The following is a 17616-nucleotide window of genomic DNA, read 5'->3' on the forward strand; positions in this document are numbered from 1 at the left end:
CTTTGCCGTTCGCTCGGGCGCGCGAACCAAAGCCCGACCAGGACCCCGGAAGGACAGCGTTCCCGGGAAGGACGATCCCAAAAAGACGTTCCGGTGCGCCTCGCGTGTCCGAGGCGCACCGGAACAGGGCTCAGCTCCCCTAATCCGGAGCAGCCCGGCGGCAGCTCCAAATTAGGCGACTCCTGCGAGCCGGCTTCGATTTCCCAAATGGAACAGACTGAGTAAGGCGTCTTGCGAAGAGCCGAACGTCGGCCATCCCCGCATTACGAGATCGAACGAGCGTCTCTGCAGAGGCCGTTTGGCGGCGGCCGAACAGAAGTTAACGAGCTGCCAAATTCGATCTGAGGTCAGGCAAACGCTCAGGATGCGGCAGAACAACGCACCCCCCTTTTAAGCGTCCCGGAGCGGTCTTTGGAGGGTTCGATGCTTAATGAATCGCAGCCGTCGCCTAGAGCCTGATTAAATTTCTGGCCTCGATTCGCGCCGAAACCAACTCCACTTGCTCGAATCGAGCGCACCTGCCTAAGCTTGGCCTTGAACATTTGGCGTTGCTTCTCAGGCGGCCACCACCAATGCCCAATATCACCGGCACGCACTGCTTCGTGCGCGAGGCAATCACGCGCCTATGCGGCACCGCGAACGGTCTTGGTACTCTTCAGACCGAGCGCGACCGCGAACTCGCATATCGGCTCTACGCGCAGCCGGGAATCCGCTTCGCCACACGCGAGAGCCGTGAGCGCCCGATCTCGCCGAGTGGTGCGGTGACCTGCCACTTGTCCCAGACCGCGATCTCCAAGACCTCGCCGATCTTGAAGATGATCCGGGCTGCCAAGACGGGGCGGCGCATGAGCAAATCGTACGCTTGCGCGCATCAGGAGTATATTGATCGACCGGGCGCCGCCGAACGCCTCCCGCGAGCAATCGGCGGTAGCGTCGGCGGACGAGGCGGAGCTGAGCAGCAGGCTTATGTTGAGCGGGCGGGCGCGGTCGAGGCAGACCGGCACGGCGGCACTACGCTCTCTTCGTTCGGTACTCTCGGGGATACGGCCGAGCAGCGCGCGCATTTTTGGGAGGTCGTTGAGTCGACTGAGCGCTCTCCGGCCGGCGACCGTGTCACGGTCAAGCCAGGCGAGAACCCTAGTTGGTGGACCCAGGCTCTCGCGGCGATCGATGAGGCGCCACCGGTTGTTCAGGCCGTACTACGAGAGGCGGGTGCGAGGCGTACAGCCCCCCTGAAGCTGAAGCTGTCGACGCAGGATGCCTTCGCATTCTGGCGATGGGCGGAGACGGTCGGAGAACATGCGCCTATCGACATTGCGCCAGGTCGTGGCGGTCGCACACAGACTCGGATCATCGCAGAGCTTCCGTTTGAACTGGATGGCCACGCGCGCCACGCCATCGTTTGCGCATTCACGGAAAAGCTCAAGCAGCGCGGCTTTCCCTTTTGGGCCGTCGTGCATGCGCCCGATGCCAACAACGATCAGCGAAACTTCCACTGCCACATCGTTTACTACGACCGTCCGGCTCGGCGTATTCCGCACCCGGATACGGGCGCGCCCACCTGGGACTTCGCGATCACGCGAACCAAGCGGCGCGCAAACCGCACCACGGTTCTCGAGCGTCCCCATCGACAACGCAAAGATCGTGATTGTCACGAGCGCGCTTGGATCAAGGATCTGCGAACGGACTGGGGTACGTGCTGTAACGCGGTTCTAGCCGAGGTTGGACTGGGGAAGCGGGTCGATCTGAGGAGCTACAAAGAGCTCGGCATCGACCGGACGCCGGGCAAGCACATCCCCGCGCGCCAATATAATAAGGAACGCAAAGGCGGGCTGACGGCGGCGGGCGCTGACCTCGCCCGCCAGCAGTGGGACACCGAGGCTGACCTCATCCTTACGGAGCGGGCGGCTGCGACCGGGATCACGATCAGCCTGATGCTGGCGAATGGTCGCCAGGCCGAGATCATGCAGGTCGGGCGACAGACACCTGTAGCCTACGGCACGATCGAAGGCCCGGCCGACCATGTGCGGGCACTGACGAGGCGTGGCCTCGAACTCATCATGGAAATCGGTCAGCTGGAACTCGCGCGCGATCTCGCCCGGTTGGTCTTCGGGCGGACGATCTCACGGCCGCGCCTCTTGTTGGCGACAAACGAGGCGCAAGGCAAACGAGAGACCGCGAAGGCCGCTCCATTACACTCGGGGGTGACCGATCCAGCCGTCCGGGAAGGTCATAGCTTCGGATTCTCCCGCCGGAGCGAACTGGTCGAGTTCTTTGACCGGCTCGAACAAGGGCACGAGCGTCTGGCCGCAGCCTACGACGCGCAGATCGTAGAACTGCGTCGGCAACTTGGGCTGAAGCGTGCCGAGCTTCTCCATTATGTGGGAGCGGCCGATCGAGTTCAGGCCACTGACGTCGCATCCCGCAGTCCGGCTCGGGTCGGCGGTGGCGACGCAGATGCAGTTGTCGAGCGTCCGACTGGGTACGTTCTGCCGATCGAAGCAGTGCCGGCTTCAACGTTCCGCGACCAAGTTCGAGCAAGCCTCGATCGAAGCGCTGTAGCGCTTTGGGATCGAGTTACAGCCGTCGAGCCGGGGAGGAACGACGCTGCCGTCGCGAAGCTCTCACGCCCTGCGATCTCGCTCGGACGGTCGCCGATTGTGGTCCCGGCGACGCTTGACACGCCAGCCCAATCCCCTGGAGGGGCGGAAGCCTCACCTACGTCATCCTGGGCGAATGCCGTAAGCCAGGCGGCTAAACAGCGTGGCCGTGAGTTAGACGATGCCGCGCGTCGCAGCTTTCGAGCGACCTCTCCGAGCGTGGGGGGCTTTCCCGCGGTCTTGGGCGGTCTGGGAACGTCGCAGCTTCGGCCTTACCACGAGCTCGCTTCCGGCCTCGCATATAGGCGCACGTCGAATGGTGCGCCTCTGATCCATCCGCCCACTCCCGCAACCACCTCGAGTCCGGCCGAGCGGCCGCCAGTCGCCGCGAGTGTTGCGTCACAGCTCCCGGCGACGGGTTCGACTAACACTGCGGTCGGGCAACCAACCTCGGCGGCACACAGCCCCGGTCCGAAATCGGATCGGCCAGCGACGCCGGTAGGCGCAACACCGGCCGCTCCCGAACTTATCGGGACAAAGGCAGAGGTCTCCAGTTCTCGGTCACCGCCGCCGCCCCCTACAGCTGCACCGAAACCCGCTCCAGTCGCGTCGCCTCCGGACGAGCGTAGCGTGGCTCAAGCGGCGGTACACGCGGCGGATCCCCAAACAGTCCAAGCCAACGCTGGATCAGAGTCTCGCGAGCTGCTTCCACCGGCAGGCGCAACCGCCCCGGCCGAGGTCGAGGCAATAGCTTCCGTCCGAGCTGGTTCACCAGGGCCACGTTCACTCAATCCCACTTTGCATCCATCAGAATTGGATCCGGTCCAGGATTGCGGGGCCGAGCCGCAATCCGAGATCCCAAGCCTCATCCGGGAGCACGTCGCGGCCGGGCCGCCAATCGCTTCGGATCAGCATGATGATCTGCCTGCCATGAAGGATCAGCCCCGGTCAGAACCTTCTCTTCTCGCGGCATCCGAGCGCGCCGTCGATGCAAGCCGAACTGCGGTGCGCGTGGCACCTCCTCCCGCCTCCTCGACCGAGACACCGCCGCCGAGCGTGCCTGCCTGGGCAGTCAAGGGCGTGAAGGGGGCGGCGATGAGCAAGGACGAAGGCGTCCGGCCAAGCCTCACGTCCTCGCGGAACGGGCGAGGCGGACGAGGTGGTCGCGGGATCGGAGACTGAGATGAAGAGATCGCATCATATCCTTGGCAGGCAGGAGCCGCGCTGCCGAATTTTCGCAGAAAACGGGAATCGTCGAGCGAAGCATCGTAACGCCGTAGCGTCACGGCGTTCTGGCGCTGCGATGCCGAGGCGCTGGGGCGCTTCGATGGGATGGCGTCGCGATGCCATAAGGCCATGGCACCGCGACGCCGAAACGCCATGGCGCCTTGATGCCATAGCCCCCTCTTGCGGAGGGCGACGCTGATGGACACGGTCGCCATCGCCGGACAGAAGGGCGGTACCGGCAAAACTACCACCGCAGTCAATCTGGCTGTCGCCGCCCAACAGGCCGGACGACGCGTGGCCGCCCTGGACCTCGACCCGCAGGGCTCGCTCGCCGCATGGGCCGCCCGGCGCGAGGTTGACGATCCGGCCGTCGATCATCTCGGGCTCGAACGCGTCGAGCAGTTGCCGAAGATCCTCGCCGCACTCGAGCGGCGCGGTTTCGACCTCATCATCCTTGACACCGCGGGATCCCTAAGCCCCGCGGCCAATCTCGCCATGCGCTCCGCCGGCCTTGTTCTCGTCCCAGCGCGGCCAAGTCTACTCGACTTGATGGCGACCGAGCCCACGCTTCGCGCGCTCGGTCAGATCGGCCTCGCCGGACGCGTGGCGCTCCTGCTCACGCAGTGCCCCACTCAAGGGCAAGCGCGCACCGCCGCTTATGCCGCGCGCCTGCGGCGCTGGGGGCATCTCGCAGAGCCTCCACTGACGCAGCGCGTGGACTGTCAGGACGCGCTGCTGGGCGGGCAGGGCGTCACCGAGTTCGCGTCGGCTGGCAAGGCCGCCGCTGAGATCCGCGCCCTGTGGGCTTGGACCGAGCGACGCTTGGAGCAAACCCATCGATGAGCAAGCCGACCCAACGCCCTTCGAAGCGCCTCTCCCTGCTCAGCGACTTAGACGATCTTGTCGAAGCATCAACCGGCATCGAAGCTGACTCGAAAGATCGGATGCTCACCGGGGGGCATCGTGGCGTCCCGTCCTCAGGCCGTGCTCCGGCACCTACGCGGCGCACGTCGGTCTACCTGCCGGCCGCAACGTTACGGCGCCTGAAAGAGGTCGCCCTCGCACGCGATTGCAAGGTGAACGATCTCCTCGTCGAGGGCGCGGAGGCCGTCCTGCGCGAAAGTGGCCACCTGCCATCGCCGACCTCTCAAGACACGAGCTGAGCGTGCTCGCCTCTCCAGCAAGAGCATCGTGATGCCACGGCGTCACGATGCTCCAAGTCCATGACGCTTTGGCGTCGAGGCATCTCAGCATCACAGCGCACCAGTAGCGGAGCGTCGTGAGCCCTTCATCCTCCGAAGCCGGGCGAAGACCGCCCCGGCCGCCATCCCCCCGCCGCCACGCCCCTCGGCTGGCAACCTCTCAGCATGACTATCGGGAACCGACGATCATGGACGACGCACGATACACCCTCCATCCCTCCTCCGATCGGGATAGCCGTCACGACCCAGCGACCATCGCCACGCTCCTCGGCCACATCCGCCACGACCTCGTCCGCCAGCGCTTCCGCCTGTCCCTGATGGGAGCGCAGGTCCCTGAGGTCGTCAACGTGACGTCAGATCGGCCCGACGTCGCGGTCGCTGACGTCGACCGGTCGGCACAGCATCGCATGACGCCCGAATTCTCGGACGAGGCGCGCCGTCTCGCAGTTCGAGAGCATCTCAACGACCAAATGCGCCCCATCCTGCGCGCAGTCGCTCAGATTGCTGGCCTCGACTTGGCGATCTGGAAGGCGCGGATCGATGGTCCGATGCCGTTGACAGATCCCGATCTCGTGCAAGCGCTGCCCGCGGTGTTCGCGTCCGGTGCCTTCCGGGAAGCCCGCCGAGCGTGTCGCGACCTTACCTTACTGCCACCGGAGCTAAAGGTTTATGGCGAAAAGCCGTTCGACCTCGGCTTCCGCGGACGCCCGCCCGCGAAGATTCTGGCCGATCACCCGTGCTGGGATCTCCCATTCTTACCTGGAGCCCAGACCCTCGATTGCTGGACCATACACGATGCCTCCGAATTCATGTCCAGCTGGCCGCCTGATCCCGGCGACCTGAAGGAACCGATGGATGCCTGGGACGCGCTTACTGCCGACCTCTGGCTTCGCCAGCACAAGCTCTCTGACGGCCAAGAGGCGGATAGGAGAAATCCGGTCGTCGCGTACAGGGAGGGGCGTACGAAGAAGAGCCCGCTCAAGGTTCTGGCCGGACTCGACGAGGACGCCCTGCTAGTCTTAACCGACGCGGTACTCTGCGAGCGTTTGCGCCGCGATGTGATGGCCGTGCTGATGCAGGATCGTGCCGACCTGATCCACGCGGGCCTTGAGATGGTGGCGTGCGGGTACCTATGCCTGGACGACGTGCGCGCGGCGCTTGCATTCCATGACGACGCTCAGGAGGACGCCTTCGCGGAGGCTTTCGCCGAGAACGACGACTGGATGAGTGAATGGATCGTCGATTGGAGTGTTTGGCTGATCAGCAGATATGATTGGCCGCTGGTCGCTGCCTCTCGTGCCTGAGGCTTAGATTGCGGGATACCGAAGCCGGAAGGCAAGGCCGGGCCAGGCACCTGTTGCTGCGAGCGCTGCGAAGACGAGGCAAGGAGCTGTCGGATCGTCCTGATCCGACAGCGGGGCCTGGGGTACGACGCCGTAAGATATCCTGCTTTCGAACAACGGCAGAAGTTCGAGTAGTTGGGCTCAGCCGGCGCCCCTCCGCTCGGACTTAGGATCGAGGTGGTCGCCGTCACGTGGGATATCACCAAAATTGGATAGACGTCGGTTATCACTCCCAACCCTACGTCGGTTATCGCTTTGAGCCTGAAAGACGTTCACTGACAGAGCGTTGCCGCCCGAGAGCCCGGGGGCTGATCGTGCCGAGATCGATGAGACGAGAACCGAGGCGGGGTGAAGCAAAGACAGTTCGCGAACACCGGGAGTAATGCGACGACGGAGGGCGGCGAGGCATCTGTGCTCTCTTCCTCACGAACACGAAGAGATCACAACCTACGACATGCCCGCCGGCGAGAACGAGGCTGGCTGCGATCTCGAGCTGGCGAGGCTCTGGGTGCGCGCTCGCGCCGATCATACGGGCCCATACCGAGGCAGTTTCCCCCACGAACTGCAGCGATTTCATCCGAGCCAGGACGGAAAGCTGTCCGCCCGCATTTGCGACCTTTCGTGGACGCCTGGAGCGCGCCGCGGAGGTGCGGTTATCGCCCGACGAGTTCACGCTCTTCCTATCGCTGACGCTCGACCCCTTGCGAGCCTTGAGCGCTCGGATCGTCGGCGTTGCGGCCCGATCGGGGAGCCTGAAGCAAGTCGAAACACAGCAAACTTAGAAGAACATAATCAAGCGAAAGGCGACGCGCTCCCGAGCCTCTGCGGCTGCGGGAGCGGAGGGGAAAGCAGTCCAATCACAGCAGATCAGGCGAAGGCCCTTCGCCCCAAAAGCCCAAGGAGGACGGGGACGGCAGAACGCGGCGCTCGGACAGCGCTCGCTGGACGGTCGGTGAGGCGCCTTCGCCCCTTCCCCTGACGATGGACATCACAAATGACAGATACAGATCATGACGCGCCCACCGGCGCGAACGAGCCCGGCCGCCCGCACGAGTCGCCGGGCTTGCGGGTGCGCGCACGGGTCGAGCGCCCGCGCCGGCACAAGGACGGCCTTACCCTCGAACTCCAACCTGTCGATCCTGACCGTACCGGAAGGCTTCACGCCTTCCTCTCCGGCGACCTCATCCGCGAGATCCAGGACGCGACCGGCATCCTGCTCGATCCCGGTGCGATCATCGGCGAACACGAACTCAAGCTGACCTTCGTGGCCGAGCCGCTGGGCAACCTCACCGCGGGGGTCGCCGGCTTCGTGCGCGACGCCTTCCTGACGGGATGGGCCGAGCAGGACGCTGTGGTTCGGGATGGCCTGGAAGCCGACTATTTGTGGGTCCGGCAGCACGACCTGCCGGTCCCGCGCCGGCTCCGGCGGGTGTTCCTAATCGAGCCGGATGACGGCGCTCAGCACCCGCTGGTCAATGCCCTCGCCCATTGGTGGGATCAGGGCGCCATCGAGTTGATCCGACATCCGATCGCGTTCGAGCAGCCGGGCTCGGTCGCCGCGCTTCGGCATGCGTTCGATTGTGCGATCGATCAGTACGAGTGGGGTTCCCTGGACGTGGTGGTCGTGGACCCGGGCTGTGGGTTCGCGTTCCGCGAGCTGTCGGACGACGGGCTGATGCGTCAGGTCGCCGTTTTGCCGGTGCCGGTGATCACGCGCCGCGCGTCGTCGCCGACGCTGCTCGACGGCTTGGCCCACCGCTGTTTCGATCACCCGGACGAGATCCTGGCCTTCCTCGCCGGCATCCTCCGGCAGGAGCTGCGGCTGGCCGACCGGGCGCGGCTCGATGCGATCGCCGAACTGATCGAGGCGATCCCCAAGCCCACGCGCAAGGCGAAGACGCCGCACGGCAAGCCCGGGCCGCTGTTCGACTGACGCCACCCTCGACGATCCGGCCGCCGGCATGCTGGCCGCCGGACCACTGCCCCATCCCGACCTCAGCGAACGACACGATGCGACACCACAGATTCTTTCCTAAGACCCACGGGGGGCCTGTACCCCCGGCTGAACCGGGCGATGCCCGTCCTCCTCCTATCCCGCTGGACGACGCAGGGGCGACCCGGGTCGCCGACGAGATCCGCGAGCTCCGCGATCTGCTCGGCTGGCTGCGCCAACGCCTGCGAGGCGAGCACACGGTGCGGGCCAGCGTCCTGACCGTCGCACCCCTCGGGTCCGACGGACACCTGCTCCTGCTCGGCGAGGCCGATCCAAGCAGTAGCCTCGAGCCGCCCCGGCTCAAGGTTCGGCTCGCCGCTGCCGACCTCGCCGCCTGCCGGGATGCGATCGGCGACGCCCTCGATCCGGCGGCCTTGGTCAACAGGACCGTCGTGCTCCGGCTGCAAACCAGCCTGCGTCAGCGCTACGGGCGCGGTGCCGGGGTACAAGCCAGGGTCATCGCTGTGATCTCGGTCGGCGCGGTGCCGGTCGAGGGCGAGATCCAGCGGGAGAGGACGCTGCAGCGCCTGAGGCGCGAGGGGCGCCGCTTAGGCCCGGGGACCTGGGAGGTGCCCGAGGATCCGCGCCACATCGCGCTGATCGCCGCCGAGTTCGGCGATGCCCGTCGCGACGTCGAGCACGTCCTGCGCCCACTGGAGGAGAACGGCCTGATCCGGCTCCACCGGATCTACGCGATGTTCGAGGGACCGTCGGCGGAGCACTCGTTGAGCGAGGCGTTCGGCCGAGCGGGCGAGCTGCACCGCGAGCACGGCCTATCGGCGACCCTGGTCTGCCGAGGGGGCGGTCCGGTCGAGGGCTTCCAGGCCCTCAACGCCTACGCGACCGTGCGCGCGGCCACCGGGGCTCCGAACGTCATCGCAGGGCTCGGCCATGCCGGGACGCCGCTCACCGCCCTGGATGCGGTCGCGGCGCGATCTGAGCCGACCCCGACGGCCGCGGCGATACTGGTGCGCCGGCTTGTCGAGGCCACCGGCGTACGAGCCGAGCGCGCGCTCGCGGCGTTCGACGCCGCCCTCGCGGAGAATCTGGAGGCGGCTGGGCGCATCGCCCTGGCGGGGGCCTTGCAGGGCTTCGCCGCGAGCCTCGGCGATCTCGCGGAACTCGCCGATCGGCGGCTGCGACAGCTCAATCGAGGCGTTGAGCGCAGCCTGCTGACCGGCCTTGCCGCGGCAGCTGGCGTTGGGACCGGCGCGACAGCCGAGATCAAGCCATATGCCGCTCCCATCGAGGTGCTCGGCTTCGGCGATGGGGATGACGACGACCCGGCCTGGGAGCCGGGTTGGGCGCTGGTGACGGCGGCCGACACCGGCCTCGTCATCGAGCGCTATCGCGAGCTCAAGTCCCACATGCCGCTGTTCCTGCACTTCCGCGACGGGACGATCTTCGTCCGGGTCGTGCCGACCTTCGTCACATACAACTGATCTGCGACCAGGAGATTGACCATGTCCAAGACCCGCTCACCCGAGACGCCGAGCTTCCTGACCGCGGTCCGGCGCATCGAGGCGCTGACCCAGGAAATCCAAAAGGACGGATTGTCCGCCTTCGAGAAGGCCGAGGCCGCCTATGTCGAGGTGCAAGAGTTGCGCGCCGTGCTGAACGCCCGGATCGCTGACCTGCGCCGCCGGTCGGCATAGCCCGAGGATCCGGGTCACCGCCGATGTCATACCATCGGCGGTGGCGCCTGAGGAAACACATCCGCGACGCCCGTCGCGGATGCCGCCTCGGGAGAGGCATGGGTACCTATCCAAACCCCGGAAGGGCCGATTACCTCTGCCTCGGACAAAGCGTCAGCTACGGTCGGACGTGTTGCCTAAAAAAACGCCATTCCGGACATGCTCTTGTTGGAGCGGATGACAATCTTTGAGAGCCGCCGGCCGTAATGGGATTTGCTGACGCAAATGCGGACGGACTGATTGCGACCAAACGCCATCGTTCACACGTAGCCCTTCGGATCCCGATAGCGGACGTGTGCTGGACGGCTCCTCTGGCTGCTTTGCGCCCATCCCGGTCATTCACGAAGCCGCGGACGCCACTCCATAGCGGACGTTCACCGTGACGGCAGCGGCCGCCCATTCGCATAAGGGTACGCTATGAAACGAGGAGCGATCCGGTATTCCAAGGCTGTTTCCAGGCTAACAACCGGTTCCGGTCAGCCTCCGAAGGCCGCGTCCCGCTCCACCGGTCGGTGGGCATCGTCCAATCGATGTCGCAGCGTCGCGGCCAGGGTGTCGTGCGCCTCGTCTGGAATGGGGTAAACCGAGCTCGCGTTGATCTCGCAGAGCACGTAAGTGTCCTCGCCGGCGGCGCCCTTCGGCCCGAGCAGGAAGTCGGCGTCCCAGACGACCGGCAGGTCGTCCGGGACCAAGCCGAGCAGAAGCGTCATCTCAGGTATCCATTCCGCTTCCATCAGGCCGCGCAGGTGCTGGAAGCGCGCGTCGTCCGGCCCAGAATAGAGGCGCGGTGGGGCCCGTCCATGCTCGGGCGAGGCGAGCGCGGTCACGTACTGGGCACCGAACCCGGCCACCCGCGTACCGCTCACGTAGCAGCGGACCATCCCCTCCAGGTGCCGCGCCTGGAACGGCTGGTCGACGAGGGGGCCGCCCGCCGCGAAGTCGGCGGCGCGCTCGGCCAGGAACGCGTCGAGTGGCATCGTGCGCCGGCTCCGGTCGCGCGCCTCCTGCACCAGCACGTCGGGACCCGCGGCGCGCTCTACCTTCCAGACGCCGATGCCGCCGTTGCCGCGGCTGCACTTCAGCACCCGCGGCCCCTCGGCGACGCGCGCGGGGAACTCCGCCGCGAGCGCGGCATGGCTGGCGTAGAGGTGCGTATCCGTGCCCCAACCCAACTCCCGCGTCCGGACCAGCACCTCCTTCGTGCCTATCCGGTCGATTACGTCGGGATGACAGCTGACGAGGATCCCGGCGGCCGCCACCTCCCGCAGCACCGCGTCGAGAGCTCTGCGGTCCTCGCCGGTGTCCTCAGTCACTGGGTTCACCCAGACCAACACGGCGTCCACCGCCATAAGCTGGGCCCGGACGTCATCGGCGAGCTCCTCCACCCATACGGCGGGCTCGCCGGCGAGCCCGTGCCGCTCAAGGACGGCGAACACCGCCGCGAACCGGCTGGTTTCCGGACGCGCTTCGGCTCGCGCCCGGGCGTCGCCCCGCCAGACGACGGCGACCTTGAAGGGATGCTGGCCTGGACCCGTCATCTTTGGCACCGGGAGCATTGCTGGCGCGGATCGTGAGGGAGGCGGGCGCGCTCCGGTTCACCGCCCACAGGGCCAGCACTGCCGGAAGGCGAGGCTGGCCCCCGCCAGCATGTCGGTCTGGAGCAGGGCCTCGTTGGCGTGCGCCCAGGCCATATACGCCTCGGTCAGGGCCTCGATGGTGTAGTCGACGGCGCAGATCCCGGCCTTGTCGCCGCCATCGCCGAAGGCCGCCAGCGTATCGGCGACACCCATGAGGTAGGCGCTGCACCAGCCCGACGCCTTGCCCCGCTCGGCGAGGCAGACGCGGTACAGGTCCCCCGACCGCCTCTCGCGGATGTCGACCGAAGCGGCCGGCGGCACCGCCGGGGCACCGACGCCCTGGCCGCCCGCATTCAGGGCGCAGGACGTGCCCTCGCAGCCGGCGGCGTTCGCCGGCGGAACCGTCGCCGGAAGTGAGACGGTGACCGAAGCCGCCGCCAGGACCGCGAGGCACCGCCCCCTGAGGTTCACCGACATCGTCATCATGGCGATGCTCCTGGCATCAGCCCTTCGCGACCTTCACCTGGTCGAGCGCGTCGCGCAGGCCCTTGGCGAGCTTGCCCGCGTCGTCGTTCGCCCAGAAGTGCATGAAGAACAGCCGCGGCTCGTCGTCGAGCATGTGGTTGTGAAGCGCCGTGACCTCAATGCCGCTCGCCCGCAACGCCTTGATCACCGGGTTCACCTCGTCGGCGGTGAGCACGAAGTCGCCCGTGATGGCCGCCTTGCCGCCGCCGGTCGGCTGGAAGTTGATGGCGATCGCCGAGCCCATGGCCTCGGGCACGACCATGCCGTGGTCCTTCGGGGTCTCCGAGCGCGGCACGCTCACGGCGTAGACGCCGCCGTTGACCTTGCCTTTGCGCCCGATGGCGGCGTCGATGGCCGCCGTGTCGAGGTCGAGCGACTGATCCGGCGCGGTCGCCTTCGCCGGCACCGGTCCCTCGCCGGCCGAGGCCGGTTCGGTCTTCCCGGACGGCGGGGAGCCGCCGGCGGTCTCGCCGCCGAAGGGCGTGCGGCTCGCGCCCAGCGCCCCCGCCAGGATCGTGGCGAGCTTCCCGGGCTCGCCCTGCCCGGAGACGTGCATGTAGAGGGTGCTCGGTGAGGCCCGCAGCAGGTGGTTGTGGATGGCGGTGATCTCGACGCCGTTCTCGACGAGGCGCTTCATCACCGGGTTCACTTCGTCCTCGGTTAGGACGAGGTCGCCCATCACCATGACCTCGTTCCCGCCCCCGTGCCGCACGAAGGCGAGCCAGGAGCCAAGGGCGAGGGATGGCTTCAGCTGCACGCCGTCGAGGGTGACCTTCAGGTCGGTCCGGGGCAGGCCGACGCGGTAGACCCCGCCCGGCATGGCGGTCCCGGGCTTGCCCAGCCCGGTGGCGATGGCGTCCTGCCAGGGCTCCGCGGCCGACGCGCCGGTCGCGAGGGTGCCCAGGACGGCGATGGATGCAAGCAAGCGACGCATGGTCGTCTCCTCGATTGTGGTTGCGGTTCGAAGTCCTCAGGACCGGCGTGCCGGTGCCTGCAGCACACCCTCGTCCGGCAGGGTGCCGTCGCCACGCCGGAGCTCGACGCGGTTGCCGGCCATCCAGACCTGGACGCAGGGAACGGCCTCCAGGCAGAGCTCGTCCTTGTCGATCCGCCACCGCGCGGTGTGAGCCCGCCCGAGGGACACGACGTGCAAGCGGCCGCCCGGCTCGAAGCGGTAGGCCCAGTGCACCTCGTCGGTGACCTCCTTGCCGACAAGGCGCGCCCGGATCTCGGACGCGGTCAGGCGCCGGAACGCCTCGCCCGCGGGTGCCGGACCCGCCGCCAGGACGAGAAGGATGACCGCCGCGGTGCGGCGCCCGGTGCCCATCACACCAAACCTCCCAAGTGCAGGGCGACGCCGGCAGCGGCGCAGGCCGCGAGCGTCTGGACCATGCCGACCTTGCACCGGAACACCGCCAGCACCGCCGCGGCCGCCAACGCGAGGGCCCAGGGGTTGAGGCTTGACGGGACCGGCACGTCGAACCGGACAGGGCCGGCCGCGAACGGTCGCGTCTCGGCGAAGACGGTGTGCAGGGCGAACCAGACCGCGAGGTTCAGGATCACGCCGACGACCGCGGCGGTGATAGCCGAGAGCGCGCCGGCCAAGGCCCGGTTGCCGCGCAGCCGCTCAACGTAAGGGGCGCCCACGAAGATCCAGAGGAAGCACGGCGCGAAGGTCACCCAGGTGGTCAGCAGCCCGCCGAGCGTCCCCGCCAGGAGCGGCGGCAGACTTCCCGGCGCCCGGTAGGCGGCGAGGAAGCCCACGAACTGGGTGACCATGATCAGCGGGCCGGGCGTGGTCTCGGCCATGCCGAGGCCGTCGAGCATCTCGCCGGGCTTCAGCCAGCCGTAATGCTCCACCGCCTGCTGGGCCACGTAGGCGAGCACCGCGTAGGCCCCGCCGAACGTCACCATCGCCATCTTCGAGAAGAACACCGCCACTTGGCTGAAGACGTCGTCCGGGCCGGCGGCGAGCAGGATGGCAGCGACCGGTACTAGCCAGATAGCGCCCCAGGTCAGCAGTATCCGCAGCGTTTGCCCGGCGGCGGCCCGCTCCTGCGGAAGCTCGTGATCGTCGAGTAGGAAGGGGCCCTCGACGACCTTGCCACCACCCCCGTGCCCTCCGGCCTTGAACTGCGGCAGGCCGGCTCGGCCGCCGAGGTAGCCGATGACGCCCGCGCAGAGCACGATCAGCGGGAAGGGCACGTCGAAGAAGAAGATGGCCACGAACGCCGCAGCCGCGAGGCCGACCATGACCGGTCCCTTGAGTGCCCGCTTGCCGATCCGGATCACGGCCTGGAGCACGATGGCCAGCACCGCCGCCTTCAGGCCGAAGAATAGGCCGGCGACGAAACCGACGTTGCCGTAGAGCGCGTAGACCCAGCTCAGCGCCATGATCGCGAGCACGCCCGGTAGGACGAATAGCCCGCCGGCGACGAGCCCGCCGCGGGTGCCGTGCATGAGCCAGCCGACGTAGGTGGCGAGTTGCTGCGCCTCGGGGCCAGGCAGCAGCGTGCAAAAGTTCAGGGCGTGCAGGAAGCGGTTCTCGGAGATCCAGCGCCGCTCCTCGACGAGGATGCGATGCATGACCGCGATCTGCCCGGCCGGCCCGCCGAACGAGAGCGCGGCGATGCGCGCCCAGATCGGCACGGCCTCGGCCAGGGTCACGGGCAGCGGCGCTCCCGGGGCAGCTGCGCTATGCTCCGGCGCAGTCTGGATGCCTGCGGTCGCGGCCATGGTCAGGCCTTCCCCTTAGTGCGGTCGCCCACCCAGTCGTGACGCTCCTCCGTTGCGTCCCGGCACCAGCGATAGAAGGCGTCGTAGAGGAGCATGCCGGCGTCGAGCTGCTCCATGTCATTGGCATAGATGCGCGACAGGCCGAGCGATGCCGCGAGCAGCCCGGCCGCCTCCGGCGCCAGGTCTGGCCGGCCCGTGTCGGCCCCGCGCACGAGCGTCGCGAGGTGCAGGAGCGGCGGCGTGGCGAGGCCGAGCTCCTCGACCATGACGTCGAAGGTGCAGAGCTCGCCCCGGTGGCTCCAGAAGGTGCCCGGGTCGTCGATGTCGAAGGGTGCGGCCTCGAACCGTTCCGCAACGCCGACGACCTCACCCGGCGGCACGAACAGGAAGACCGCGTCGGGGTCGACGAAGCGGCGGATCAGCCAGGGACAGGCGATACGGTCGACTTTGGGTCGGGCGCGCGTGACCCAGACGGTTCGGCCCTGCTCGTCGCGGTTGCGGACCTTGTCGGCCGGGACCATCGGCAGTTCGGCGGCCGCCCAGTCTGCGATACCACCCTGCAGAGCCTCGGCGTTCACGCCGGCGCTGCGCAGCCAGGCAGCGACGCCGTGGCTGTGCCGGCGCCCGTCCTCGCAGACCACGACGACCGACCTGCCGCGCAGCGCCGGCGCCCACTCGGCGACCCGGCTAGCCTCCCGGACGAGGGAACCGGGCACGTACCGCTGGTCGGCGAGGAATTCCTTGTAGGTGCGCACGTCGACGACGGCCGGGCAGCCGGGAGTTCCGATCAGGCGCGCGAGTTTGTCGACGGTAATGGTGTTGGGCACAGGCATGACGCGTCCTTGCAGCAAGTGCAGATGGGACGCGATTCTTCAGCCGAAGCCTCGTCGGGGGATCGCTCCCCGATGAGTCAATACATCCCGCCAGCGCCCACCCTGTCAAGCGTCCCCGAGGTCGGAGTGGGCCGGCTCCCGTGTGGCCGAGACTTGCTCGACCCGCCGGGGCAGCTCGCGCGCGAGGGCGGTCCGCCGGTAGGGTGTCATTTTCTTCCACGCGCGGATCTCGGGGATTGTGCGGCCGCAGCCGAGGCACCAGCCGGTGCGCCCGTCCCACTGGCAAACCCCGATGCAGGGATCGTCCTTCTTCATGGTACGGCTCCGCACACACCACGGCATCGACGCCGCTGGACACACATAGGGTACCCCCCTATGTGTCGCCATAACGAGGAAGCCTGTGATGGCCCACACGATCAAGGAAAGGACCAAGCTCCTGGCGCGTGTGCGCCGGATCAAGGGACAGGCGGAAGCCGTCGAGCGGGCCCTGGAGGCCGAGCTCGGCTGCGCCGACGTCCTGATGCTGGTCGCCTCGATGCGGGGTGCCATCAACGGGCTGACCGCCGAATTGATGGAAGACCACATCCGCCACCACGTCGTGAACCCGGACGCCGAGCCGGACACAGAGCGCGCCCGGGGGGCCGCCGAGCTGATCGAGGTGGTGCGGACCTACCTCAAGTGACGAGACCTCATGACCTCCTTGCCTGACCTGCTCCAGCAGGGCACCGCGCATGCCTGGCTGTTCGTGCCGAGCGCGATCCTGCTCGGCGCCCTGCACGGGCTTGAGCCCGGCCACTCCAAGACGATGATGGCCGCCTTCATCATCGCGGTCCGAGGCACGGTCACGCAGGCGGTGCTGCTTGGGCTGGCGGCGACGCTCTCGCACACCGCCGTAGTTTGGGTCATTGCCCTCGGCGGGCAGTATCTCGGCCAGGAATGGGGCGGCCAAGCGAGCGAGCCGTACTTCCAGCTCGCCTCCGCGGTGCTCATCGTCGGCATCGCGCTTTGGATGGCGTGGCGCACGTGGCGCGAGCAGCACCACGACCATCATCACCATCACGACGAGACGAAGCACGTCACGACCAGGGCCGGTCTCCTGACGCTGGAAGTGTTCGAGGACGGGGTGCCGCCGCGCTGGCGGGTGCGTGCGGAGCGGGGTGAGCTACCGGCTCCCGGGAGCATGACCGTCGAGACGCTTCGCCCGGACGGCGGTCGGCAGGCGTTCGCCTTCGCGCACCGCGGCGAATTCCTGGAGAGCCTGGAGGAGATCCCGGAGCCGCACGCCTTCACGGCACGTCTGCGCCTCAACGGGCCGGCCGGAGCCGAGATCCACGAGGTCGCGTTCGAGGAGCACGACCATGACCACGGGCACATGAACCTGGGCGACGAGGACGACGCCCACGCCCGGGCCCATGCCGAGGACATCCGCCGCCGCTTCGCGGGCCGGCATGTGACGACCGGCCAGATCGTGCTGTTCGGCTTGACCGGAGGGCTGATCCCGTGCCCGGCAGCCATCACGGTCCTGCTCCTGTGCATCCAGCTCAAGCAGTTCAGCCTGGGCTTCGCGCTCGTCGTCTGCTTCAGCATCGGCCTGGCGCTGACCATGGTCTCGGCCGGCGTCGTCGCGGCGCTGAGCGTCAAGCATGTCGCCTCCCGCTGGTCCGGGTTCGACGCCTTCGCCCGGCAGGCCCCTTACGCCTCGGCCGCCCTGATCGTCCTGGTCGGCCTCTACACCGGCTGGCTAGGCTGGCAAGGCATCAGCCACGCACACCAGGACCACGCGGCCGCATGGACTGTCGACATTCAAGGCTGACCGACCGGCCATGAGCCGAAACAGGTTCAGTCGTCGGCGATGGCACGCGACCTGGGATCGACCAGGAGGCGGA

At 67.6% G+C, this 17616-nt stretch carries 16 protein-coding genes; 9 read left to right on the forward strand and 7 right to left on the reverse strand.

What is annotated here, in order from left to right:
* Nucleotides 1–572 precede the first annotated feature (572 nt).
* The 7 genes from DA075_RS17325 (at nucleotide 573) to DA075_RS17350 (ending at nucleotide 10020) form a co-directional block, all read left to right on the forward strand.
* The gene (locus tag DA075_RS17325) at nucleotides 573–3782 is read left to right on the forward strand and encodes a MobA/MobL family protein (protein ID WP_099956650.1); all 3210 of its coding nucleotides are present in this window, start codon (nucleotides 573–575) and stop codon (nucleotides 3780–3782) included.
* 243 nt (nucleotides 3783–4025) lie between these two features.
* Nucleotides 4026–4670: a ParA family protein gene (locus DA075_RS17330; protein ID WP_024830192.1), complete on the forward strand. Its 645-nt coding sequence runs from the start codon at nucleotides 4026–4028 to the stop codon at nucleotides 4668–4670.
* On the forward strand, nucleotides 4667–4990 hold the full coding sequence (locus DA075_RS36015; protein ID WP_123834324.1) for a hypothetical protein: 324 nt from the start codon (nucleotides 4667–4669) through the stop codon (nucleotides 4988–4990). Before DA075_RS17330 ends, DA075_RS36015 begins: the two co-directional genes overlap by 4 nt.
* Before the next feature lie 227 nt (nucleotides 4991–5217).
* The gene (locus DA075_RS17335; RefSeq protein ID WP_024830191.1) at nucleotides 5218–6333 is read left to right on the forward strand and encodes a hypothetical protein; all 1116 of its coding nucleotides are present in this window, start codon (nucleotides 5218–5220) and stop codon (nucleotides 6331–6333) included.
* 1033 nt (nucleotides 6334–7366) lie between these two features.
* Nucleotides 7367–8305, forward strand: coding sequence for a hypothetical protein (locus tag DA075_RS17340; protein WP_024830190.1), 939 nt, complete (start codon nucleotides 7367–7369; stop codon nucleotides 8303–8305).
* A gap of 260 nt (nucleotides 8306–8565) precedes the next feature.
* On the forward strand, nucleotides 8566–9807 hold the full coding sequence (locus tag DA075_RS17345) for an exodeoxyribonuclease VII large subunit (RefSeq protein ID WP_244936174.1): 1242 nt from the start codon (nucleotides 8566–8568) through the stop codon (nucleotides 9805–9807).
* A gap of 21 nt (nucleotides 9808–9828) precedes the next feature.
* A complete protein-coding gene (locus tag DA075_RS17350; protein ID WP_024830188.1) occupies nucleotides 9829–10020 on the forward strand; it encodes a hypothetical protein in 192 nt (63 codons plus the stop codon).
* A 515-nt stretch (nucleotides 10021–10535) separates the two neighbouring features.
* On the opposite strand, the gene DA075_RS17355 is transcribed toward DA075_RS17350, so the two are convergent.
* The 7 genes from DA075_RS17355 to DA075_RS17385 all read right to left on the reverse strand — a co-directional run bounded on the left by DA075_RS17355 (nucleotide 10536) and on the right by DA075_RS17385 (nucleotide 16045).
* Nucleotides 10536–11597 carry a Cj0069 family protein gene (locus tag DA075_RS17355; protein WP_024830187.1) on the reverse strand — a complete coding sequence of 354 codons (1062 nt, stop codon included), beginning with the start codon at nucleotides 11595–11597 and terminating at the stop codon, nucleotides 10536–10538.
* Between the two features lie 57 nt (nucleotides 11598–11654).
* Nucleotides 11655–12122 carry a Rap1a/Tai family immunity protein gene (locus tag DA075_RS17360; protein ID WP_024830186.1) on the reverse strand — a complete coding sequence of 156 codons (468 nt, stop codon included), beginning with the start codon at nucleotides 12120–12122 and terminating at the stop codon, nucleotides 11655–11657.
* 16 nt (nucleotides 12123–12138) lie between these two features.
* A complete protein-coding gene (locus DA075_RS17365) occupies nucleotides 12139–13095 on the reverse strand; it encodes a DUF1259 domain-containing protein (protein WP_024830185.1) in 957 nt (318 codons plus the stop codon).
* Between the two features lie 36 nt (nucleotides 13096–13131).
* Nucleotides 13132–13488: a hypothetical protein gene (locus DA075_RS17370; RefSeq protein WP_024830184.1), complete on the reverse strand. Its 357-nt coding sequence runs from the start codon at nucleotides 13486–13488 to the stop codon at nucleotides 13132–13134.
* Entirely contained in the window at nucleotides 13488–14897 is a 1410-nt protein-coding gene (gene chrA, locus DA075_RS17375) for a chromate efflux transporter (RefSeq protein ID WP_024830183.1), read from the reverse strand. Before chrA ends, DA075_RS17370 begins: the two co-directional genes overlap by 1 nt.
* Nucleotides 14898–14899: 2 nt before the next feature.
* Nucleotides 14900–15730, reverse strand: a complete 831-nt coding sequence (locus tag DA075_RS17380) for a chromate resistance protein ChrB domain-containing protein (RefSeq protein ID WP_024830182.1) — start codon at nucleotides 15728–15730, stop codon at nucleotides 14900–14902.
* 105 nt (nucleotides 15731–15835) lie between these two features.
* Entirely contained in the window at nucleotides 15836–16045 is a 210-nt protein-coding gene (locus DA075_RS17385) for a DUF1289 domain-containing protein (RefSeq protein ID WP_024830181.1), read from the reverse strand.
* A gap of 88 nt (nucleotides 16046–16133) precedes the next feature.
* On the opposite strand from DA075_RS17385, the gene DA075_RS17390 reads away from it, so the two are divergent.
* Complete coding sequence (locus DA075_RS17390) at nucleotides 16134–16412, forward strand: metal/formaldehyde-sensitive transcriptional repressor (RefSeq protein ID WP_024830180.1); 279 nt, start codon at nucleotides 16134–16136, stop codon at nucleotides 16410–16412.
* A gap of 9 nt (nucleotides 16413–16421) precedes the next feature.
* On the forward strand, nucleotides 16422–17543 hold the full coding sequence (locus DA075_RS17395) for a nickel/cobalt efflux transporter (RefSeq protein ID WP_024830179.1): 1122 nt from the start codon (nucleotides 16422–16424) through the stop codon (nucleotides 17541–17543).
* Nucleotides 17544–17616: the final 73 nt, after the last annotated feature.

Origin of the sequence: Methylobacterium currus, from assembly GCF_003058325.1 — a bacterium.
GTDB classification, from domain to species: Bacteria; Pseudomonadota; Alphaproteobacteria; order Rhizobiales; family Beijerinckiaceae; genus Methylobacterium; species Methylobacterium currus.